This is a genomic window from Streptomyces sp. NPDC003247, assembly GCF_042888135.1.
Lineage (GTDB): Bacteria > Actinomycetota > Actinomycetes > Streptomycetales > Streptomycetaceae > Streptomyces.
On record NZ_JBIAPF010000026.1, the window covers coordinates 21,117 to 40,748 of the forward strand.

General features: G+C 71.1%; 22 protein-coding genes. 12 read left to right on the forward strand and 10 right to left on the reverse strand.

Annotated elements, in window-relative coordinates; translation table 11 throughout:
- Nucleotides 1-165 precede the first annotated feature (165 nt).
- From ACFYWQ_RS42825 to ACFYWQ_RS42835, 3 genes are all read left to right on the forward strand, one after another.
- Complete coding sequence (locus tag ACFYWQ_RS42825) at nucleotides 166-1,533, forward strand: transcriptional regulator (protein ID WP_389526059.1); 1,368 nt, start codon at nucleotides 166-168, stop codon at nucleotides 1,531-1,533.
- Between the two features lie 155 nt (nucleotides 1,534-1,688).
- Nucleotides 1,689-2,993: a PLP-dependent aminotransferase family protein gene (locus ACFYWQ_RS42830; protein WP_389526062.1), complete on the forward strand. Its 1,305-nt coding sequence runs from the start codon at nucleotides 1,689-1,691 to the stop codon at nucleotides 2,991-2,993.
- 30 nt (nucleotides 2,994-3,023) lie between these two features.
- On the forward strand, nucleotides 3,024-3,983 hold the full coding sequence (locus tag ACFYWQ_RS42835) for a D-alanine--D-alanine ligase (protein ID WP_389526065.1): 960 nt from the start codon (nucleotides 3,024-3,026) through the stop codon (nucleotides 3,981-3,983).
- 54 nt (nucleotides 3,984-4,037) lie between these two features.
- On the opposite strand, the gene ACFYWQ_RS42840 is transcribed toward ACFYWQ_RS42835, so the two are convergent.
- Genes ACFYWQ_RS42840 through ACFYWQ_RS42850 form a run of 3 tightly spaced genes read right to left on the reverse strand, consistent with a single transcriptional unit; the run spans nucleotide 4,038 to nucleotide 5,304 of the window.
- A complete protein-coding gene (locus ACFYWQ_RS42840; protein ID WP_389526067.1) occupies nucleotides 4,038-4,817 on the reverse strand; it encodes a class I SAM-dependent methyltransferase in 780 nt (259 codons plus the stop codon).
- Nucleotides 4,814-5,083 (reverse strand): hypothetical protein, encoded by a 270-nt coding sequence (locus ACFYWQ_RS42845; protein WP_389526070.1) that lies wholly within the window; start codon nucleotides 5,081-5,083, stop codon nucleotides 4,814-4,816. The genes ACFYWQ_RS42840 and ACFYWQ_RS42845 overlap by 4 nt, the downstream gene beginning before the upstream one ends.
- A complete protein-coding gene (locus ACFYWQ_RS42850; protein ID WP_389526073.1) occupies nucleotides 5,080-5,304 on the reverse strand; it encodes a hypothetical protein in 225 nt (74 codons plus the stop codon). Before ACFYWQ_RS42850 ends, ACFYWQ_RS42845 begins: the two co-directional genes overlap by 4 nt.
- Before the next feature lie 235 nt (nucleotides 5,305-5,539).
- On the opposite strand from ACFYWQ_RS42850, the gene ACFYWQ_RS42855 reads away from it, so the two are divergent.
- Genes ACFYWQ_RS42855 through ACFYWQ_RS42865 form a run of 3 tightly spaced genes read left to right on the forward strand, consistent with a single transcriptional unit; the run spans nucleotide 5,540 to nucleotide 8,360 of the window.
- Nucleotides 5,540-6,805: a hypothetical protein gene (locus ACFYWQ_RS42855; protein WP_389526075.1), complete on the forward strand. Its 1,266-nt coding sequence runs from the start codon at nucleotides 5,540-5,542 to the stop codon at nucleotides 6,803-6,805.
- Entirely contained in the window at nucleotides 6,790-7,335 is a 546-nt protein-coding gene (locus ACFYWQ_RS42860) for a GNAT family N-acetyltransferase (protein WP_389526078.1), read from the forward strand. The genes ACFYWQ_RS42855 and ACFYWQ_RS42860 overlap by 16 nt, the downstream gene beginning before the upstream one ends.
- Nucleotides 7,336-7,364: 29 nt before the next feature.
- Nucleotides 7,365-8,360 carry a hypothetical protein gene (locus ACFYWQ_RS42865; RefSeq protein WP_389526080.1) on the forward strand — a complete coding sequence of 332 codons (996 nt, stop codon included), beginning with the start codon at nucleotides 7,365-7,367 and terminating at the stop codon, nucleotides 8,358-8,360.
- Here ACFYWQ_RS42865 and ACFYWQ_RS42870 read toward each other — a convergent pair.
- The 3 genes from ACFYWQ_RS42870 to ACFYWQ_RS42880 all read right to left on the reverse strand — a co-directional run bounded on the left by ACFYWQ_RS42870 (nucleotide 8,337) and on the right by ACFYWQ_RS42880 (nucleotide 10,732).
- The gene (locus ACFYWQ_RS42870) at nucleotides 8,337-8,771 is read right to left on the reverse strand and encodes a hypothetical protein (protein ID WP_389526083.1); all 435 of its coding nucleotides are present in this window, start codon (nucleotides 8,769-8,771) and stop codon (nucleotides 8,337-8,339) included. The two genes, ACFYWQ_RS42865 and ACFYWQ_RS42870, sit on opposite strands and share 24 nt — an antisense overlap.
- Nucleotides 8,772-9,085: 314 nt before the next feature.
- Nucleotides 9,086-10,144: a replication-relaxation family protein gene (locus ACFYWQ_RS42875; protein WP_389526086.1), complete on the reverse strand. Its 1,059-nt coding sequence runs from the start codon at nucleotides 10,142-10,144 to the stop codon at nucleotides 9,086-9,088.
- A gap of 117 nt (nucleotides 10,145-10,261) precedes the next feature.
- Complete coding sequence (locus tag ACFYWQ_RS42880) at nucleotides 10,262-10,732, reverse strand: hypothetical protein (protein WP_389526088.1); 471 nt, start codon at nucleotides 10,730-10,732, stop codon at nucleotides 10,262-10,264.
- Nucleotides 10,733-11,033: 301 nt separating this feature from the next.
- Between ACFYWQ_RS42880 and ACFYWQ_RS42885 the strand changes: the two genes are divergently transcribed.
- Entirely contained in the window at nucleotides 11,034-11,459 is a 426-nt protein-coding gene (locus ACFYWQ_RS42885) for a hypothetical protein (RefSeq protein WP_389526090.1), read from the forward strand.
- A 95-nt stretch (nucleotides 11,460-11,554) separates the two neighbouring features.
- Nucleotides 11,555-12,013, forward strand: a complete 459-nt coding sequence (locus tag ACFYWQ_RS42890; protein WP_389526093.1) for a hypothetical protein — start codon at nucleotides 11,555-11,557, stop codon at nucleotides 12,011-12,013.
- A gap of 530 nt (nucleotides 12,014-12,543) precedes the next feature.
- Here the strand turns inward: ACFYWQ_RS42890 and ACFYWQ_RS42895 are convergent.
- Nucleotides 12,544-12,891: a hypothetical protein gene (locus ACFYWQ_RS42895; RefSeq protein ID WP_389526096.1), complete on the reverse strand. Its 348-nt coding sequence runs from the start codon at nucleotides 12,889-12,891 to the stop codon at nucleotides 12,544-12,546.
- Nucleotides 12,888-14,648, reverse strand: a complete 1,761-nt coding sequence (mobF, locus tag ACFYWQ_RS42900) for a MobF family relaxase (RefSeq protein WP_389526119.1) — start codon at nucleotides 14,646-14,648, stop codon at nucleotides 12,888-12,890. Before mobF ends, ACFYWQ_RS42895 begins: the two co-directional genes overlap by 4 nt.
- Nucleotides 14,649-14,867: 219 nt before the next feature.
- On the opposite strand from mobF, the gene ACFYWQ_RS42905 reads away from it, so the two are divergent.
- Both ACFYWQ_RS42905 and ACFYWQ_RS42910 read left to right on the forward strand, forming a co-directional pair.
- Nucleotides 14,868-15,065: a hypothetical protein gene (locus ACFYWQ_RS42905; protein ID WP_389526099.1), complete on the forward strand. Its 198-nt coding sequence runs from the start codon at nucleotides 14,868-14,870 to the stop codon at nucleotides 15,063-15,065.
- A 221-nt stretch (nucleotides 15,066-15,286) separates the two neighbouring features.
- Nucleotides 15,287-15,577: a hypothetical protein gene (locus tag ACFYWQ_RS42910; protein ID WP_389526102.1), complete on the forward strand. Its 291-nt coding sequence runs from the start codon at nucleotides 15,287-15,289 to the stop codon at nucleotides 15,575-15,577.
- A 40-nt stretch (nucleotides 15,578-15,617) separates the two neighbouring features.
- On the opposite strand, the gene ACFYWQ_RS42915 is transcribed toward ACFYWQ_RS42910, so the two are convergent.
- Nucleotides 15,618-16,607 (reverse strand): ATP-dependent DNA ligase, encoded by a 990-nt coding sequence (locus tag ACFYWQ_RS42915; RefSeq protein ID WP_389526105.1) that lies wholly within the window; start codon nucleotides 16,605-16,607, stop codon nucleotides 15,618-15,620.
- A gap of 323 nt (nucleotides 16,608-16,930) precedes the next feature.
- On the opposite strand from ACFYWQ_RS42915, the gene ACFYWQ_RS42920 reads away from it, so the two are divergent.
- Entirely contained in the window at nucleotides 16,931-17,509 is a 579-nt protein-coding gene (locus ACFYWQ_RS42920) for a hypothetical protein (RefSeq protein ID WP_389526108.1), read from the forward strand.
- 172 nt (nucleotides 17,510-17,681) lie between these two features.
- Entirely contained in the window at nucleotides 17,682-18,962 is a 1,281-nt protein-coding gene (locus ACFYWQ_RS42925; protein WP_389526110.1) for an IS701 family transposase, read from the forward strand.
- Between the two features lie 238 nt (nucleotides 18,963-19,200).
- Here ACFYWQ_RS42925 and ACFYWQ_RS42930 read toward each other — a convergent pair whose 3' ends face one another.
- Complete coding sequence (locus ACFYWQ_RS42930) at nucleotides 19,201-19,536, reverse strand: EthD domain-containing protein (protein WP_389526113.1); 336 nt, start codon at nucleotides 19,534-19,536, stop codon at nucleotides 19,201-19,203.
- Nucleotides 19,537-19,632 lie beyond the last annotated feature (96 nt).

Below are 19,632 nucleotides of genomic sequence, written 5' to 3' on the forward strand. Positions count from 1 at the left end.
GCAGCCGTGCAAGGACACCGCAGGCGCGAACTGCCACACAGAGCGGGGGCGTTGCCGCCCGTTGCGGGTGGTTGCCGCCGGTTGCCGTTCACCTCGGGCGGCCTTCCCCCGCCCGCCGGGAGCCGGAAGACTGGTGTCGCCCGCGCCCGCGAAAGGGATGGGTCCGTGACCACTGACGCAGCCGAACGCCACCCGCTGGCCTACCTGCTGGCCGTGCGCGGGACGAACGCTGAGGCGTACCTGCTCCGTGTTGCCGTGCAGCACCAGCGCATGGGGTACGGGCAGATGGCGTACCGCAAGGAGAAGGCCTCGCGGTGGATCGCGGGCCTCTACGCGCCCAGCTACCACACCCAGCTCGCCATGGCCGCGCTCGAAGGCATCCCGCCCGAGGCGATCCACGCCCACGGCTGGCCGGGCTGGCTGCTGTTAGCCCTGCCGGACCACACCCTCTTCACCCTCCCGTGGACAACCACGGGAGCGGTGCAGGCACTGGAGATCACAGGAGGTCCGGTGGACCGCAGGAAGTTTCTGATCACCACATCCGTCACCCTGGGCGCCACCGTGGCGCAATGGTCCGCCGCCGCACCGGCGGGGGCCGGCCCCACTGCGGGCAGCCGGATCGGCGCGGATGTCCCCGACCACTTCGAGCGGCGCCTGGAGAGCCTGCGCCGGCTCGATGACACCGTCGGCTCCGGCGACGTCTACGACGCGGCCCGCACCGAACTCCGCATGATCAGGGCCACCCTCAAAAACGCGTCCTTCGGCGAAGGTGTTGAGCGCCGCTTGTTCGCGGCGGCGGCAGAGGCGTCCCGCAGCGCGGGCTGGACGGCCTACGACAGCGGGAAGGCGGCCGCCGCCGAACGCCACTACTCCACCGCCCTGCGGGCCGCCGCCAGCGCCGACGATCCCGTGGTCGCAGCGAACACCCTCGCGTTCTGGGCCATCCAGCACTACTCCACCGGCGACCCCCGCGGCGCGGTCGACCTCGTCGAAGCCGCCCTGTCGCAGGCTCCGAAGACGGGATCAGCGCGCCTGACCTCCATGCTGCACGCCCGAGCGTGCCGGGCCCACGCGCACGCCGGCGACGCCCGGGCCGCCGACCGGTCCGCCAACGCCGCCCTGGACGCCTACGAGCACGCCGGACCCATCGATGACGATCTGCCGTGCGTGTACTGGTACAACCTCGGTGAGGCCCACCAGCTCATCGGCAGCTCCGCCCTCAATCTTGGCAACCCCAAGCGGGCCGTCGTCCACTTCCTGGAAGCCTCCGCCGTCCACACCAGCCAGGAGGTCTACAACGGCGACGCCTTCCCGCGCGGCCACGCCATCTACCTGGCCCGGCTCGCCGAAGCCCACCTCAGCCTGGGCGACGTCGACGCCGCCGTGGCCACCGCCCACGACGCGGTCGACCGGATGGGCGGCGTCACTTCCGCGCGCGGCACCAGCACGCTGGAAGACCTGCGCAAGAAACTCGCCCGCCGCCGCGGCATCCCCGCCGTCGCCGACTTCCTGGACTACACCGGCACCGAGTAAGCCCCGAGTGCCGATGTCTCGGGCCGTTGGTGCAGCGCCCGTTCGAGCCGGGCGCGGTCCCGGGCAACGGCGGTGACGGGCGCTTCGGGCGCGGTGGTCGAGCGCGGGCCAGTAGTGTCTGTGACCTCCAGTGGTGACGGACAGGGAGCGCGCGAATGCAGCCTGATGAACCATCCCGGCGGGGTGCCGATCCCTGGCTCGGTCACTACGCGGAGCGGGCGGCGGGGATGGTCGCGTCCGAGGTGCGGGCCCTGTTCGCGGTGGCGTCGCGTCCCGAGATCGTGTCGCTGGCCGGCGGGATGCCCAATGTGAGTGCCTTGCCCATGGATGCCGTCGCCGGGTTGATGGCCGACCTGGTGACGGAGCGCGGGCCGGTCGCGCTGCAGTACGGATCCGCCCAGGGCGATCCGAGCCTGCGGGAGACGATCTGCACGGTGATGGCGGAAGAGGGCATCGATGCCCACCCGGATGACGTGGTGGTCACCGTCGGCTCGCAGCAGGCGCTGGACCTGGTCGCGCGAGTGTTCCTCGATCCGGGCGACACGGTGGTCACAGAGGGCCCGACGTACGTCACCGCGTTGGGGACGTTCGCCGCGTACCAGGCTCGCGCCGTCCACGTGGACATGGATGAACGGGGCGTGCTGCCCGAGGCGTTGGCGGAGACGTTCGCGCGGCTGGAGCGCGCCGGGCGGCCGGCGAAGCTGTTCTACACGGTGCCCACCTTCCAGAACCCGGCCGGGATCACGCTGGCTGCCGAGCGGCGGTTACGCGTCCTGGAGGTGTGCCGCCGGGCCGGGGTGCTGGTGCTGGAGGACAACCCCTACGGGCTTTTGCACCTGGAGGGCGAGCCGATGCGGGCCCTGCGCGCCGACGCCCCCGCGGACGTCGTCTACCTGGGCTCGTTCTCCAAGACCCTGGCCCCGGGGCTGCGGGTGGGCTGGGCGCTGGCGCCGTCCGCGGTGCGGGACAAGCTGGTGCTGGCCGCGGAGAGCGCGATGCTGTCCCACTCCGCTTTCGCCCAGCTCGCCGTCGACCGGTACCTGCGCACCCAGCCGTGGCAGGAGCAGCTGAAAGCCTTCCGGGAGATGTACCGGGAACGGCGCGATGCGATGCTCGACTCCCTCGAACAGCACATGCCCGCGGGGGTGTCGTGGACACGGCCGGGCGGCGGCTTCTTCGTATGGGTGACGCTGCCCGAGGGGCTGGACTCGAAGGCCATGCTGCCCCGGGCGGTCCAGGCGCGGGTGGCCTACGTGCCAGGCACCGGCTTCTACGCCGACGGCGACGGCCGCCGGGCCATGCGCCTGTCGTACTGCTATCCGCCGCCGGAGCGCATCCAGGAGGGTGTACGGACCCTCTCCGAGGTGATCGGCACCGAGCTGGAGCTGTGGGAGACCTTCGGCACCACCGCGCACCCGCACAGCCCTGGCCCGCAGACCCCGGGCCCAGACCACTCCTGACGCCCCTGACCGCAGAGGAACGGAATCAGCATGAGCGACCTGAACGTCACCGTCATCGCCGGGGGCCTGTCACCGGAACGCGAGGTGTCACTGCGCTCGGGGTCGAAGGTGGCCGACGCCCTGCGCCGGGCCGGGGTCGAGGTGGAACTCCGCGACGTCGGCAAGGACCTGCTGCCCGCGCTGGCGCAGGACCAGCCGGGCGTGGTCTTCCCCGTGCTGCACGGCATCGCCGGGGAAGACGGGACCATAAAGGAGGTCCTGGAGCTGGCCGGAGTGCCCTACGTCGGAGCCCGGCCCCACGCGTGCCGCACCGCGTTCGACAAGACCACCGCCAAGGCGATCCTGGACCAGGCCGGGCTGAAGACTCCCGAGTCGGTGACGCTGCCGAAGCAGGCGTTCCACGACCTGGGTGCAGCCGCGCTCACGGCCCGGGTCGTGGAGCGGCTGGGTGCTGAGCTGTTCGTCAAGCCTCGCGCGTGCGGCAGCGCGTTCGGCGTGAGCCGGGTGGAGTCCGCCGGGGACCTGCCGCAGGCCCTGATGGCGTGCTTCGCGTACCACGATGAGGCGCTGATCGAGCGGCGTGTGACGGGCACGGAGATCGCCGTCGGGGTGGCCGATCTCGGCGACGGACCGCGCGCACTGCCCGCAGTCGAGATCGACGCGGGGACGGGCCTGTACGACTACACCGCCCGCTACACCCCTGGCGCGGTCGACTTCCACTGTCCGGCCCGCCTGCCCGCCGAAGTGGCCAAGGAGGCCGCCCGGGTGGCCGTCGCCGCGCACCAGGCGCTGGGGCTGCTGGACCTGTCCCGCACCGACGCGATCGTCACCGAAGCCGGAGAGGTCGTCGTCCTGGAGACGAACGTCGCCCCCGGGATGACCGAGACCAGCACCTACCCCATGGCACTCGAAGAGGCGGGTCTCGACTTCGGCGTCTTCTGCCGCGATCTCGCAGCCTTGGCCGCCCACCGGCACGGTCTGTCTGCCTGACGACATACGGCGGCCGCCGCACCCTTCGCCCGGGTGCGGCGGCCGTCGCGCGTGCTACTGGTCCTGTCCGGCGAGCCGGTACAGCGAGATGTGCCGGCCGCTGGTGTCCGTGTCGTAGGGGGTGCGGTCCCAGTCCTCCCACCGCTCCCTCAGCAGCAGCCCCGCCTCGCCGGCGAGCGCGTCGATCTGCTCGGGCCGCCAGTAGCGCATCTGGCCGGGCAGCACCCGCACCGGTGCTCCGTCGCGCAGGACGACTTCGGAGTAGTGGAACTCCTGCTCGGCGTCGTGGTTCTCGGCGGCGAAGACCACCACGGTGTCGGTGGTCCGGCGCTTGAGCACGACCACGCTGCGCCCCTCGGGGAACACCCCCGGATGCGGGCCGTCAGGCAGACGCTGGCCGGGCCGCGGTACGAAGGTCTCGATCAGCAGCGTGCCGGTGTCGGTGAGCATGCGCGCCGCGTTGCGCAGGAACGCCCGCTGCGTTGCTTCGGAGGCCAGCAGGAAGAAGGTGTTGAAGCAGGCGAACACAAGGTCCACGCGCCGTCCGGCCAGGTAGTGGGCGGCGTCTGCGGTGATCGGGGTGATGGGCAGGGTGCCGGTCTTCTTCGCCAGCTGGCGGGTCATCTCCTCGGACGCGTCGACCGCGAGGACCGGAACGTGTTCGGCCAGCGGCAGCGTGATCCGCCCGGTGCCGGAGCCGATCTCCACGGCAGGCGTGTCGCCCGCCAGCTCGGCAAGTAATCGGATCTGCGCGGCTGGCGGCACGAAGTCGCCGTAGAGCACGTCGTACTCGTCAGCGGTGCGCTCGCCGTAGGTGTCGCTGCCGTACGTCATGGAGATCCCCCTCGTCGGGCAGTTGGGAGATGGCTGTCTTCGCGGTCCGTCAGCTGTACGAGGTCACCCGCGCCCGATGTGCCGGGCACGGCGTCCTTCTCCTGCGACGTCTTGCTCTGCGTCTGGCGACGGCGGCGCCGCTGGACGGCGTCGATCGCGTGCGCGCTGCCCTCGCCGTCTTCGACCCGGGCCTGGTAGTCCGCCCAGTCACTGGCGGTCCAGGCATCCAGCCCGGCCGGGAAGTCGTCGGTGCCGGCGCGGGTCACTGGTCCGCCTCAACGGCCGGGACGCCGTACATGGACGCGCACGGGTCGCAGGCGAACAGGGTGTCACCGCGCAGTATCGGCACCGGGAACCTGGGGTCCGGGGTCCCGCTGCACCAGCAGCACGAGCGGCCTGCGATCTGCTGCGGGCTCAGCCGCTCGCGGTGAACCGCCGGGGCGTCCACGTAGGCGCCGGCAAAGGGCTGCGTGCTGCGCGTCGTCATGTTGGTGCCTCGCGCTCGCGGTCGGGAAGCTTGTGGCGGCCATCTCCCACGGGGGAACGAGAGACGGCCGCCAGCGCCGGGGTGTTCACCGGGGCGCGTGTCCAGTCCAACGCCGGAGCGTGGTCAAGGGGTAGGAAAAGTGGGCCGGTTGCTACTCGCGGTGACCGGAAATTTCGGCGGGGCGGGATCCGCGCAACCCCTCCACGCTGCATGATCACGCGGCTACGGTGAGTGTGTGGAAGAAAATTTCCGGTTACAGGCCCACATGACCGAACACGCCTACAGACAAAGCGTGTTGGCCGACCGGGTGAACGATGAGCTGAAGGCGGCCGGTCACAAGGGGACCGTCGGGGACCGCACGGTCCGCAACTGGGTGACCGGAAAATCCCGCTGGCCGCACCAGCGCCAGCGAGACGCCCTCACGGCAGTATTCGGATGCACACCCGCATGCCTTGGCTTCTATCCCCCCGGCATGCCCGCACCGCCCTACGAGGACCCCTCAGCCATGCTCCGCCGCCGCTTCTGCACCGCCGCCACGTCCGCGCTCGCCGCCACCGCCCTGCCGGCCGTCGACACCCGTCCCACCGCCGTGGGCACCTCCGACGTGATCCGCCTGCGGGAAGGCCTGGACCGGCTCACCCTGCTCGATCAGAAACGCGGCGGACACGCCACCCTCGAACGCGCCGCACTCGCCGGCGCAGCCGAGGCGGTCGGCCTGCAGACCCGGGCGTCCGCTTCGCAGACGATCCGTCAGCGGCTGTTCGGTGTCGCCGCCGACTACACCACGGCCGCCGCCTGGTCGTGCATCGACGCCCGCCAGCTCGATCACGCCCGCCTGCACCTGAACGAGGCCCTTCGCCTGGCCGGGCTGTCGCAGGACCCCGTGGCCTTGATGCGGGTGTGGAACTCCACGGCGATCCTCGCGTACCAGCTCGGTCACTACGCCGAAGGTGTGGCAGCGGCACAGGCGGCTCAGTCCTGCGCGATCACGCGCCGCGATCCGCTGTTCGGATCCCTCGGGCACGCCCGTGCCGCGGTCGGGCACGCCTACCGGGGCGACGGGCAGGCCGCCGTCCGTTCGATCGGATACGCCGAAGAGGCCCTGGCGCGAGCCGAGGCACGCACCCGTCCGTCCTGGGTCGCCTTCTACGGGCCCGCGGAGCTGCACGCGCTGACCGGGATCGTCCGCGGCCGTCTCGGTCAGCCCGTGGAGGCGGAAGCGGCCTCGCACCGCGCCCTGTCCGCGCTCCCGGCCGCCTACCGGCGTAACCGCGCCATGACGATCGTGGACCTCGCCATGGCCCAGCTCCACCAGGGCGATGCCGAACAGGCCTGCGCCACGACCGAGGACGCTTTCACCCTGATGTCCGGAAGCCCGTTGCCCGGCCGGCTGCGTGTCCTTCTCGGCGACTTCTACCGTGATCTCCTCACGCTCGCGCCCTCCACCACCGTGGCGCGCGAGTGGGCCGACCGTTACCGATCCGAATGGAGCCCCGCGTGACCCCGGCACCCGCCATCGACCTGCGCCGCTACGGACACACCGACCTGCCCGGCATCCGGCAGACCCTGCTCGATGTCCATGCCGACGCCTACTTCGAGCGGCGGCACGAAGAGTTCGTCCAGCGCTTCCCCTGGTTCGTGGACCACTGGGGCGGCCGTGAAGGCTTCGCGTGCGTGGTCGCCTACGAAGACGGGCAGCCCATCGGCTTCACCTACGGGGCACCGGGCGAGCCGGGCCGCGAATGGTGGCGCGATTACCTGGCCGAAGAGCCAGCCGACCCGTCGACGTTCTCCGTCTCCGAACTGATGCTCAGGCCGAAATGGCGCAAGCAGGGCCTCGGACAACGACTCCACACCACGCTGCTCGCCGACCGGCCCGAAGCCCTGGCCGTGCTCACAGTGGACACCAAACGGCCCCGGCTCCAGGCCCTCTACGAGGGCTGGGGGTACCGGAAGGTCGGCGAGCGCCAGCCGTTCCCGGACTCCCCGCTGTATGCCGTGATGCTGCTCGACCGCACGCACACAGCCTGACTGGCGCCACCGACCGTGGAGAGGATCCGATGAAGCGCCGCAACCTTCTGCGTGGTGCGCTGGCCGCCGGCCTCACCGCTCCGGCCCTCGCCGCGCTCACCGCCGCCCGGACCGACGTCGACCAGACCCTCCCCCCCGGTGCTCCCCAGGACCTGGCCGACCTCGAGGCCGCAGCCGAGAGCTACGGGTACGGCTACCACGGCCAGGCACCCACCCGCGTGCTCGCCGGCCTGGTCACCGACTTCACGGCCCTGCGCCCGCTGCTCGCCGTCCCGCAGCCCGCACCGGTCCGGGCGCGGTTGTGCCGGACGGCCGGGCAGATGGCCGGGATGACCGCGATCGTCCTACACGATCTGGGTAGCCGCCGGGAGTCCCGTGCCTGGTTCGCCACCGCTGCCCGCGCCGCTGGCGAATCCGGCGACCAGCAGCTGCACGCGTGGGTGCTGGCCCGGGAGGCGATGGTGCCGCTCAACTACGGCGCTCCGAGGGCGGCGGCCGACCTCGCCGACCAGGCCCGGCAGGCGGCCGGCACCAGGCCGACCGCCGCCGCGGTGCTGGCGGCCGTCGTCGCCGCCCGCGCCTACGCCCTCAACCATCAGAGCGAGCAGGCCCGCGCCGCGCTCACCGCCGCGGACGCCCTCATGAACCGGCTCCCCGAGTCCGAGCGGTCGGACACCTGGCTGACGTACGGGGAACAGAAGCACCACGTGCACCTCAGCCACGCCTTCACCACCCTCGGGGACACCCGCCGCGCCCGGGAGAGCCAGCAGCGGGCGCTGGAGCTGTCCGCGCCGACCAGCACCATGACGCGCACCCTGCTGACCATCGACGGCGCCGCCTGTGCCCATCACGACGGCGACACCGAGCAGGCGTGCCGCCGTGCGGTCGACGCCCTGACGGCGCTGCCCGCCGACTTCCGCACCGGCCTGGTCCGCCGCCGCGCCCTGGACCTGTACGAGGCGATCCCCGCCCAGCATCACCACGAGCACGCCGTACGGGAACTACGCGACGTCGTGACCGGCTGAGAACGACGGCTTCCACAGTGGGCGGGCCAGGCCGGTCCCTCGGCAGTGATAGCAGTTCCCCTCTCCGGGGCCACTGCCCTCGCCGATGGTGCCGAGGGCATCCTGCACGAGCCGGGTGAGGCCTGCGACGTGGGCGATGTGCAGCGGCAGTTCCTGCCGCACGCCGATCATGAGCTCCAGGGCGACGTCGGGCACGAGGGCGTACTCGCCGAGCCCGCCGTCCCCGGCGAGGCGACGCGACACCGTTTCGATCACGTCGTGAAGTCGGCTGATCGGCTCATCCTCGAACAGCTCCACACGCGCCGAGAGGAGGATGTCGTTCGGATCCGCGATCGACAGCCGTGCCGCCGGCCGCTCGAACGGCACACTGAGGCCGACCGGCTCGGGATGGGTTGCGTGGAGACGTGCCATCGCGTGCCACAGGTCTCCCGGGTCACCGTGCCTGATCGGCGTGTCCGCGTTCTGCTGCGTGCTGTGGTGCCTGTGAAGCCTCATGGCTGCCTTCCGGTTGATGACGTCGGAATACCTGAGTACGCCGTGGCCAGGGCGCAGTGCGCGCCGTGGCCCTCGTCATCCCGCCAGGCAGCGCGGCGACTTCGGGAGCCGTCCCGTCGGGCGGGCGGTCACGACCGGCGGGTCGTCCTCAGCCTCCTTGAGGAAGAGGGCAGCAAGAGTGCGCGGCAGGTCGGGCAAGCCGCCGTTGCGGGGCGGCTTGCCCGACTCTGTCAGCGGCCTGCCGGCTCGGGGTATCGCTCGCGGCGCCGGTCCGGGTCGTCGACGCCGATCTCGTACCAGGGCTCGCCTCGCTGGAGCCGGGGCAGGGTGTTCACCCAGACCGCGACGGCGATGCCCTTCACGTCGTCGGCGAGCGCCTGGAGGCGGTTGTCGAGCAGGTGCTCCTCCTTGCCCGCCAGGACGACGTGCAGCCGCGGAAAGGTCTGGGAGCGCGTGTAGCGGTGGCGCTGCCAGAACGGGAACGTGCTGCCGATCGTGCCGCGGGCTCCTTCCCAGACGCGGTGCCCGGCGTAGCGCTCGTAGTCCCAGACCTCCTTGGCGAGCCGGGCCTGGGACATTGTGCCGTTGTCGAGCTCGAAGAGGCGCACCTCGCTGGTCTTGGTCGGCCACGCGAGGACGGCGTCGGTGTTGAAGCTGAGGCCGGTCTCCTTGATGGCGTGGTTGACCTCCACCTGCCAGTCGGTCAGATGCTTGCGGCCTCCGAAGGCCAGGATCATGTCCGTCACCGCGACGCCGTGCGGACCGAACCCGGCAAGAACGGCCTTCGCTCCGGTGCCGGCCTTCGGTCGGGGAGGCAGCTCGTTGCCGTCGGCCAGAGCCTTCTGCCCCGCCGGGGTCAGGTTCCAGATCGGATGCCGACCGTCCTTGCCGTTCGTCTCCGCCAGCCCGAGCTCCGCCAGCTTCCTCATCGCCCTGCGCACGTACGACCGGCCGTCCCGTTCCTCCGCCGTGATCACCTCAGCCATCTGCCGCACCGTGGCTATCCGCACGCACCCCAGCATCCGCAGCGCATCGGCCCGCACCTTCCCGGCCGTGGGAGTGGACTTCTTCCCCTTCGCCGACGTCTCAGGGGAAGGGAGAGAGGTGTCAGCGTGCCGGGAGGCCCCCTGGCGGGCGGTGTGAGCTGCGGTGATGCGCACGACGTTGGAATCGTTCGCGACACCGTTCACGGCACTGGATTCCTGGCCGCTTCGAGGCCGCTCGGCACCCCTTGACCGGGTCGGGCGCGGCTCCGGCTCGGGCTGCCGGGCGCTGCTGGCGTACGTCATGACGAAGCTCCTCACGCAGGTGGCGCGGGGGTCCGGATGGAATCCCCCGTCACCTGGTAGAGGTGTGGCGAAAGTCGACGGTGTGACATTCCGCTGAGTGCCGTTACCGATCCGTGATCATCCGGCGGGCGCGGCGCAGAGCTCGGAGACGATCGTGAACGAGGTCGTCACCATCGGCACCGCCATGGCCGGCGGCATCACCGCGTGGGTGGTTTGGCCGTGCGCCATGCCGTTGCGGATCTGCCGGCCATAGTCGAGGTACTCCGCCTGCCGGGCCGTCAGGAGCCCGTCGGCGGCGCCCTGCTTGATGAGCTGGTGCAGCGGCTTCTTGCCCGCGTCCGGGATGCGGTCGCGCAGCACGATCTCCACCGCGATCAGGGAGTGCATGACCGCCACGGTGGAGAACTCGTAGCAGTAGTACGACTGGCGCAGCAGCTCGCGGGCCGTACGCAGGACGGTCGCCGCGGCCTCGGGAGCGCCGTCGGGCACGACCAGGTCCTCAACGAGGTCGTGCATGTCGGCGTAGCTGTCGAAGAAGAGGTGGGCGCGTTCGTCCGGGACCGGGGACGCAGGCCGCTGCGTGGTCATCCCCGCAGTCTCCCAGCGGCACGCCCCGGGCGGCAGCGCCTTTTCCCCGGGACGTCGCGCAGCGCGGCGGGACGGAGATTTCTCCCTGCCGAAATGGGCGGAATGTCGCAGGTAGCGGAAGTAGACAAGGGGACAGCGCGAGCGCCTGGACGTTGCTCGGTAGTTGGCGAACTTGTGCGCGGTAGTTGGCGAGCCGGGGGCACCGTCGGTGCGCGAACTCTATCCACAGGCACCCGCCCCGAAGATCGCTTCTGAGGCCGCCACGATCAGCGCGGCGGCCCGTCGACAGTGAGGAAGCGTCATGGAGACGACTGCGCCGAAGGTTTCCCAGCTCGCCCCTGAGCAGATCGCGCGAGCCGCCGACTACGTGGAGCTGGTCTGGCGGGGCCAGGGCAGCGAGCAGGACAAGGCCGCGCTCGCCGCATTCCACTCCGACGGGTCCGAGCTCGCGCGGCTGATCGGCGAGTTCGGCGAGCTGCTGCTGACCGACTACATCACCGCAGTGCCCGACGAACACGCCGACTGCGAGTCCGCGTACGCCCTGCGGCAGATGGTGACGGTGGCGAGCCGGTACCTCAAGCGGTGGTGCCTGGCGGGCGGTGGGGCGCAGACCGCATGGATCGCGGCGGGGTTCCTGATCGAGTGCATGCAGGAGGGCGACCAGGTCTCCCAGTTCCTCGCTGACGTCCGCGGCAACGTCGCCACCGAGTGCCCGACCACCGCCTGAGCCACCGGACGGCCGCGCCTCGCGAGCCCCAACCGGCAAGCCGTCATCAGCCACATCCAGCCCTGCCGGGCCAGCCAACAACGTACGGAGCCGTCATGCCCAAGAAGAACACCACCGCCACCACCGAGCCGTTGGCCCCGATGCACCCGGATGATGTCGCCGACGCGTTCGCCTACATCCGGGCGTTGCAGGCCCGCGACATCGACACGGCTGGCGCGGTCGCCAACAACATAGGCCCGGAGCTGCGCGAGCTGCTCCTGGACGTCGCCGCGCGCATCTTCATCCCCGTCACCGCCGTGGACGACTGCGACGGGGAGCCGTGCGCGCACTCCTTCCTGGCCGCGGCGCTCGGGCGACTGCTGCTGGAGGTCCTGCGCGACGGCGACGGCGCCTGCCTGGCCTTCCCGCCGGGCATCGCCCAGACCATCATCCGCTTCACCGAGAACATCCTCACCGAGGACCACGGCGACGTCGCCGACGTCCTGCGCCAGCTGGAGGCCGCAGGGATGAGGCAGGCGATGGAGGCACATCCGGCGCACCGCACCACCGCGTAGCCGCACCTCCAGGACGGCGGTGGTGCGGTGCGGCGAGCATCGCAGGCGCGCCACCGCACCACCTTGGTGCGGTCCCACCGCATCGCCGCACCGCACCGGGCGCGCGCCACGACCGGGCGGGCTCCTCTATCACACACCCCCTGACCGCGACCTGATCGCGAGCAGAAACGGGCGATGTCAAGGGAAAACGTCGCGGTAGCAGAGCCGGACAAGGGGGGTGCGCGCCCGGCCGCACCCGATGGAGGGGGCTGCCGGCGGTGTGCGCACCGCTGCGGTGCGGAGCATCGGATGCGGCGCACCGGCGCGCGAGAGTGCCGGGCATCGCCGGACGGTGCGGCGCACCGGGTGCAGTGGCGCACCGATGCGGTGCGCTCCACGGTGGCGTCCATCGTCATCCGGCGCACCGGAGTGGACTCCACTCGGTGGAGCCCATCGGGTGGAGCCCACTGAGTGGAGCCCACTCGATGTCGTGCATCGCCACTGGATGCAGAACATCGTGGGCCCCACTCGGTGGACGATGCCCAGCATCGTCACCACAGCCAGGCGTTGGAATGCCGCACCCGGGACAGGGCTCGGGCATCGCGGCGCGCGGCCGCGTTCCCGATCCGGTTCTGTCGGGAGCGAGGCCGGCGCGAGTTCGCGGCGGCGAGGCGTCGCTTCCCGGCTTCCTGGAGTCGCTTCCGCTGCTTGCGCAGTTCCGCCTTCTTCGCGGCCTTCGACTTCGGCTTCCGGGGGCGCTTCCAGATCGGCTGCCACCCCAGGGGCTCATCGGGGTCGGGCTCCTGGTCCTCGTTGAGCGCGGCGGCCATCTGCTCGCGGGCGGCACGGGCGCGGGCGAGTGCGTCGTCGGGGTTGGGGCGTTCTTCTGGGGGGTTCACGTGAGTCCTCCTGTGGTTCGACCCGGCGCGGGTTGGATGCCGGGTTGCTGGGTGTGCGGCGACGGGGCCGTCGCCGGGGTGGGCTGCGGACGGGGGCCGTGGGTGACTTCGCGTGCCCGCCGGCTGTCCTGGAGCGTGGCGGCCACCTGCGCGGCGGCGGCTTCCAAGGTCTGGCGCGTCTGTTCCACCGTGTCGACGCCGGTCTCCGGCTCCAGGAGGCGCCCGTTCTTCGGGCCGGTGCGGAACGGCCGCAGGTGCGTCCTCGAGGCGGCGGGCACGGCGACGGTGCGCGGTCGGGTACGGGAGCCCAGGCGCTCCGCACGGCGCACCGCATGGACCCGGGCGGCCAGGGCGTCGGCGGCGAGGCGGGCTCGCTCGTACTGTGGGGCGGTCCGCTTTCGGGTCAGCGGGCGCAGCACGGCCTGGTCCTCGGTGTCGCGCGGGTAGAGGGCGCGCAGGCCAGCGGTCATCATCCGCCGACTGGCTGGGCGGGTGTAGTCGTCGATGACCGTCTGCACGATCTGTTCGTCCAGGCCGGGCTCGTGGGGCCGGCCGCGCAAGACGTAGGAGAGGTGGCGGCGGGCTTCGGCGAGCAAGTGGTGCCGCTTGAACGCGCCGCGCATCACGTACACCACGGCGACGGTGTCCACGGCGGCCAGGACGACGTCGACCACCGGCCGCACCCGCGCCCACACCGCCGCGGCCGCCGCTCGCGCCCGCTCCGCGAGCCGGTAGACGGTGCAGGCACCAAACGCCCGGATCGCGGAGGCGCGCCATCGCGTCCGCAGCTCGGTCAGCGACAGCAGCTCGGTGCGTTTGGGCGGGCGGGTCTGGTCGGCGGCCTGGCAGGCCAGCGCGTAGGCGGCCCGCTCCCCCGGCGCGTGCCCCTGCCGTTCCTCGTAACTGGCGATGAGGACGGGCAGCGCGTCCTCGATCTGCTGGCGGCGGGTCGACTGCCAGCCGATGAGTCGCCGGTCGATGCCCGCGATGTCCATGACGGGCCGGCGGCCGGGCGTCACCTCGCGCGGCTCCCACGCCCACCCGAGCCGGGCCGTCACCTCCTCCATGAAGTGGAGGGTGTAGAGGGTGTCGGCCGCGACGATGTGGGTCATCAGTGAGTCCGCCGACAGGTTGCCCCACTTCCCGTCGTGCGGCCGTCGGGCGCGGATCGACACGACCGCGTGAGTGTGAAGAAGTGGCCTCGATTCCGTGGCTCTGGACTCGTAGTGCCGGAACACCGCGACGACCAGCCCGTCCTTGACCCGGGCGCGCTGCTTGCCGCCGGCCTTCCAGCGGATCTCCGCGACCGACTCCTCCAGCCACGCCAGCGTCTTGTCCTGGGCGATGTCGTCGCACAGCTCCAGCACCCGGCGATGCTCGTCGTCCATCAGGGCCCACGCGATGTGTGCCGTCGGCGGGGGCCGGAACACCAGGTCGAAGGCCAGCCAGGGGGTGCGCTCCTTGGCTTTGTCGGTCTTCGGTGAGCGGTTGTGCTCGATGGGCCTGCCCAGCACGGTCGCCCGCCTCGCCTGCGCCGGGCTCTTGCCCTGCGCCAGGAGATCGCGCTCGATCCGGTCGGAGTCCGGGTGCCGGCCCTCCCCCAGGAGGAGTTCGGCCTGCCGCTCGGTCACCACGTCCCCAACCGCCAGGCCGAGCGCGGCCAGGCCCCGGCCCTTCCACACGCCGGGCGGGACACCGGCTTCGTCCTGGGCGGCGCGCAGCGGCGTGCCCGTCCGGCGGTGGCCGTCGCCGACCATCACGTCACGGGTGAGGTAGCGCCACCCGTTCCCCGGGCTGACCTTCGATTTGCTGATCACCGGCCCATGAAACCTCGGGCCTGACCTGCGCAAAAGCGCGATCCGGGGTCCTTCCCGCCGGGCGGGAGGGCATCACCAGATCTTTACCGGAGCGCCCGCCAGGCGGGCCGCCGGGCCAGCCCGAGACGGTAAGTCGCCGGCGTGTGCACAGTGCGCCGCATGTTGAAGCAACTGATCTACGCAGACCCCTGCCCGCTGTGCTCGCGACCGATGGAGCCCGAGTTCCGCAGCGCCGGCCGCTCCGGGCAACAGGACCACCCGGCCCGCACCGACTTCATCCGGTACCACTGCGACGGCTGCGAGGCCGCCCACCCCCAGAAGTTCTACGACGTGATGCGCGCCCGCTACGAGAGCTGACGGCCGCCGTGCGAATGCTGCGCGCCGACCACGTCAGCACCACCCACCACGGAAACCGGCTCCAACCGACGACTCCAACGTCATCCAACACGCACCAACGCACCACTGCCCCGACCACCCACCACTGAGCACACCACGTCACCGACGCCCTTCAACACGACCAGCCACTAACGCCCCCGGCCGACCGGCCGGGGGCTTCGTGCGTCCTGGAGGAGTTCGCCGTGCCCACGTACGAGACCCTGCCCCGCTTCGCCACCGACCTGGACCGCCTCACCCCCCAACAGCGCCGCCGATTCCGCCAGACCGTGGCGACCTTCGTCGAGGACCTGCGCACCGGCAGCTTCCGCCCTGGCCTCCGCGTGAAGGGCGTCCGGCGTGCGCCCAACGTTTTCGAGCTCACCTGGGACAGGAACGGCCGCGCCACCTGGTCCTACGGGCCACAGATAGTCCCGGGCCAGCAGCACATCATCTGGCGCCGGATCGGCACCCACGACATCCTCACCGGCCCGTGACGCTGTACGCACCGCAGAGGGAGCGGAGGCGAGGGGCGCCTCACCCGCTGGCAAGCTCGGCGCCTGCTCCGAAAGGCGGGACATCCGTGACCGCGGTGTCCAGACGGAGCCGGGCGAAGCGCACCGGATGTCTCCACGCTCCGCGCTCCAGCGCCGTGTCCACCATGATCTCGGCGACCAGTGCCGGTTCCACAAGCCCGACGTCAAGCGGCGTCCGTGACCTCCAGGAGGTCGTGAACCGTATGTTGTCCCATGGATGTGCGGACCCTGCCTGCGTCAGCCGCTCAGCCAGGTCGCGCGTCGCGTCCGGCCGGAGCGGCGTACTGCGGCCGACCGGTCGCAGCGCCCCGGCCCCGTCGATGCGGCCCAGCACGAGTGTCTGTGGCCGGCTCACGGTGCCGGTGATCCCGCCGATCACTGCCTCGGTGGTGTCCCGGCGGCGCACCTTGTAGAGCGCGCGGGCTCCCGGCAGATACCGCTGGCCACTCCCCCGGATCACCAGTCCTTCGACGCCGGGCACCTGCGTCCAGGAAGTGAGCCACTCCTGCGCCGTCGCCACATCTGTCGTCTCCGGGCAGAGCGTCCACGGAGCACTCAGCCCGCAGTCTATGAACAGCTGCTCCAGCCGCGCGCGCCGCTCGCCGTACGGGACGTGCAGCAGTTCCTTCCCCTCGATCTGGAGGAGGTCGAAGGCGATGAAGTGCGCCGGCATCTCCTGGGCGAGCCGCACAGCGCTCCGGCGACCGGAGACCGCTCGCCGCTGGAGCGCCTCGAACGACATGCTGCCCTCCACCCACACGACCATTTCGCCATCGAGGACCAGGCCGTCGGGCAGGTGCGCGGCCGCGTCCACGAGATCGGGGAAGCGGCTCTGCATGAGGCTGCCGCGGCGGGACTGCACCAGCAGCGGACCAGGCACTGGCCACGGGGTGAAGACGATCGCCCGGTAGCCGTCGAACTTCGGCTGGAATCTCAGCTCACCGGGCAGCGCGCCCGGCGCGGGCACCGTGTCGCGGGCCTGCGCCAGCATCGGTTCCACCGGCGGCCGAAGGACCATACGTCCGGTTCTACGGGCTGCCCGGTGTCCCCGCGACCGGGCGCGGCCACCGGTGTCGAGGGCCTGCGGCCGATAGCTGCGCTGCCGCGAGTTCCGTGCCGGTGGAGTGGATCGCGGACGTCATCATGTGATCAGCGCGCACGACGTTGCGCGACCACACCTCGTTGGGCGGGACATGAAGCTGACTACCGAGCCGGGCAAGGTGGAGGCACTGGCGGAGGAGGCCGTCGTCGCGGCGTGCACACTGGCCGACGCCGCCGATCCGTCGCGGTGGAGCGCGGGCGCGGTGGAGGGACGTGGCCGCCGCCCTCCAGGTCCTGGCCGGCGCCCTGGCCCAGCTCGATCCGGAATACGCGGAGATCCTCGCCGTCGTGCCGGTCGCGGCGGCCGCCGTCGTCGAGCGCGCCGAACAGGCCGGAGCCGGAACCGGCTTGAGCGAGGCCGCCGGCGGCCAAGCCACGGCCGGGACGAGTGCGGTGCTACGCCAGGCGCTCGCCGGTCATGGCCTGATCCGGAATCGCGTTCACCAGCTCGGGGCCGCGCTGGTCACGGTGACCCTGGACGCACCCGAGGCGCAGGCCCTGGCCGTGCTCCTCAGCCGACGCGACGCGCTCCCCCAGCAGGCGCAGCACAGGGATGATGACGGCTGGGGGGCCGGGCCGGCGGAGACTGCGGCCGCCGCGCTCACCGACGCGCTCCGCACGCACGGCACCGGCGCGTACGCCCGGGTCCTGGCCTCCGGGCAGGTGAGCGCCGGCCTCACCCCCCAGACCGCCCACGCGGTGATCGCGGCCCTCACCGCTCGGCCCGGCGCCGCACCACGCGGCAAGCGGCGCGGACTCGGGTCAGGCTTCAAGGGCCTCACCGCCCGGTAGCCGGAGCGCTGCCGGTCCTTCCGTGTCCCCGCGGGAAACGCGCCCTCGTACGGAACCGGCCGCCACCACGCAACGTAAGTAAGTAGATGAACGCAGCCACGGCGAGACGTCGGCGGCTAGTAGGACTCCGTTAGGTCTTCCGGTCGGGCCTGTTCCTGGGCATGTTGGACGGGTGGACGCACATGCGGTGAACCGGGTCCGGGCGAAGTTGGCGTTGTTCGTGGCGGATGTGTTCGCCTCGGTGCCGCGCAAGGACCAGCGGGCCAAGGGCGACTGCTATCTGCGCGGACTGATGCTGGACGGCCGCCGCAAGTCCATTCAGGCCATGGCCTCGCGATTACCGGACGGCAACGAGCAGAACCTGCAGCAGTTCGTGAACCAGTCCACTTGGGATCCGGTGCCGGTGCAGCGCCGGATCTGCGAACGGATGCTGCCGCTGATCGGTCCGGCGGCCTGGGTGATCGACGACGTGTCGGTGCCCAAGGACGGCTGCATGTCGGCCGGGGTGGCCCCGCAGTACTGCGGGGCCTTGGGAAAGAGGGCCAACTGCCAGGTCGCGGTCAGCGTCCACGCCGCGACCGATATCGCGTCCTGTCCGCTGCAGTGGCGGCTGTTCCTGCCCGAAGAGTGGGCGTCTGACACCGTTCGCCGGGGCCTCGCCCGTGTTCCGTCCGAGATCACGCACCGAGAGAAGTGGCGCCTTGCCCTGGACATGCTCGACGCGTTGGCAGGCTGGGGCATGAAGCCGCCCGTCGTGGTGGCCGACGCGGCGTACGGCACCAACGCCCACCTGCGGACCGCGCTGTCCGAGCGCGGACTTGTCTACGTCCTGGCCGTCCGGTCGGATGTGAGCGCCCACTCCTTCGAGACGAAGCCCATCGCTCCGGCACGCAAGGGGGCCGTCGGCTGCTGGCCCCAGCCCCGCTACCGCTACCCCGCACCCTCAGTGGCCGCCCTGGCCGCCGGCCTCGGACAGGAGGCATTCACCTCCCTCACCTGGCGGCAGGGCTCGCGAGGAGAGTTACGGTCCCGCTTCGCTGCAGTGCGTGTCCGCCCTGCGGGCAAGACCGTCGAGCGTCCGATCCGGTCCGCTGCCTCGGCCGAGCAGGGCTGGTGGGACGGCACCCTGCCCGACTGCTGGCTGCTGGTCGAATGGCCGGACGGCGCCGAGGCTCCCACCGACTACTGGCTGTCCAACCTGCCGGCCGACACCCCGATCGCAGACCTGGTCCGTCTGGCCAAGGTCCGCTGGCGCATCGAGCACGACTACCGCGAACTCAAGCACGGCCTGGGCCTGGACCACTTCGAAGGCCGTTCCTGGCCCGGCTGGCACCACCATGTCACCCTCGTGACCGCCGCCCACGCGTTTCTCACCGAACAGCGTCTGGCCCCAAAAGCTCCCGCGCCAGGCTCACTCTCTACCAGACCCTCGACGCTCTCCAGGCCGTCCTGAAGTGCTGGACCGGCATCTGCTCCACCTGCCACCAGCCCTTGCCCAGCAGGCCGCACTCGACATCAAGATCGAGAAAGACCTAACGGAGTCCTACTAGGCCGTTGTTCGGATCACCTGATCGTTGGTCCGGGTGTGCCGTTGGCTGATGCGTTGGGGGCCCGGGACATGACGATGTGACGGACGTGGACATCAACGTGTTCGCGGGGTCGGCCGCAGAAGCTGAGCCCGTATACGTCCGTCAGATGACTTCCTTCTCCTCGGTGACCATCACGGCTACCGAGTCCGTGTCGATGAAGCGTGCTTCGTCAGGCTTGACCAGCGTCCGGTAGTTCTCGGAGGCGAAGAAGGCGTCGTGGTTCTCCCAGTCCTCGAACCAGATCTCCGTCAGGCCGTCGTAGGCCCGAGGCGGGTAGTTCTCGGCGGGAACCGGGTGGGACACGGTGTATTTGCGCACGTAGCGCTCCGCCTCCGGGATGGAGGTGAACAGCGGCGCGTGCCGGTCCCGGTGGTGCTCGACGAAACGCTCGTACGACATTCCCTCAACGCGGTTGATCATGAAGATGAGCTTCAGCATCGAGTTAACCTAAAAGCTCACATCAATGTCAGGGGCAAGTGAGTCATGAGCATGTGAGGAGTTCGACATGCGGATCGGTGAACTGTCCGCCCGGAC

Coding starts and splice junctions, on each gene's coding strand:
- ACFYWQ_RS42885 (WP_389526090.1), top strand. CDS start 11,034: ATGGAGACGACTGCGCCGAAGGTTTCCCAGCTCGCCCCTGAGCAGATC.
- ACFYWQ_RS42880 (WP_389526088.1), bottom strand. CDS start 10,732: ATGACCACGCAGCGGCCTGCGTCCCCGGTCCCGGACGAACGCGCCCAC.
- ACFYWQ_RS42890 (WP_389526093.1), top strand. CDS start 11,555: ATGCCCAAGAAGAACACCACCGCCACCACCGAGCCGTTGGCCCCGATG.
- mobF (WP_389526119.1), bottom strand. CDS start 14,648: ATGGTCGGCGACGGCCACCGCCGGACGGGCACGCCGCTGCGCGCCGCC.
- ACFYWQ_RS42835 (WP_389526065.1), top strand. CDS start 3,024: ATGAGCGACCTGAACGTCACCGTCATCGCCGGGGGCCTGTCACCGGAA.
- ACFYWQ_RS42830 (WP_389526062.1), top strand. CDS start 1,689: ATGCAGCCTGATGAACCATCCCGGCGGGGTGCCGATCCCTGGCTCGGT.
- ACFYWQ_RS42865 (WP_389526080.1), top strand. CDS start 7,365: ATGAAGCGCCGCAACCTTCTGCGTGGTGCGCTGGCCGCCGGCCTCACC.
- ACFYWQ_RS42905 (WP_389526099.1), top strand. CDS start 14,868: ATGTTGAAGCAACTGATCTACGCAGACCCCTGCCCGCTGTGCTCGCGA.
- ACFYWQ_RS42915 (WP_389526105.1), bottom strand. CDS start 16,607: ATGCTGGCGCAGGCCCGCGACACGGTGCCCGCGCCGGGCGCGCTGCCC.
- ACFYWQ_RS42860 (WP_389526078.1), top strand. CDS start 6,790: ATGGAGCCCCGCGTGACCCCGGCACCCGCCATCGACCTGCGCCGCTAC.
- ACFYWQ_RS42870 (WP_389526083.1), bottom strand. CDS start 8,771: ATGGCACGTCTCCACGCAACCCATCCCGAGCCGGTCGGCCTCAGTGTG.
- ACFYWQ_RS42930 (WP_389526113.1), bottom strand. CDS start 19,536: ATGCTGAAGCTCATCTTCATGATCAACCGCGTTGAGGGAATGTCGTAC.
- ACFYWQ_RS42875 (WP_389526086.1), bottom strand. CDS start 10,144: ATGACGTACGCCAGCAGCGCCCGGCAGCCCGAGCCGGAGCCGCGCCCG.
- ACFYWQ_RS42840 (WP_389526067.1), bottom strand. CDS start 4,817: ATGACGTACGGCAGCGACACCTACGGCGAGCGCACCGCTGACGAGTAC.
- ACFYWQ_RS42850 (WP_389526073.1), bottom strand. CDS start 5,304: ATGACGACGCGCAGCACGCAGCCCTTTGCCGGCGCCTACGTGGACGCC.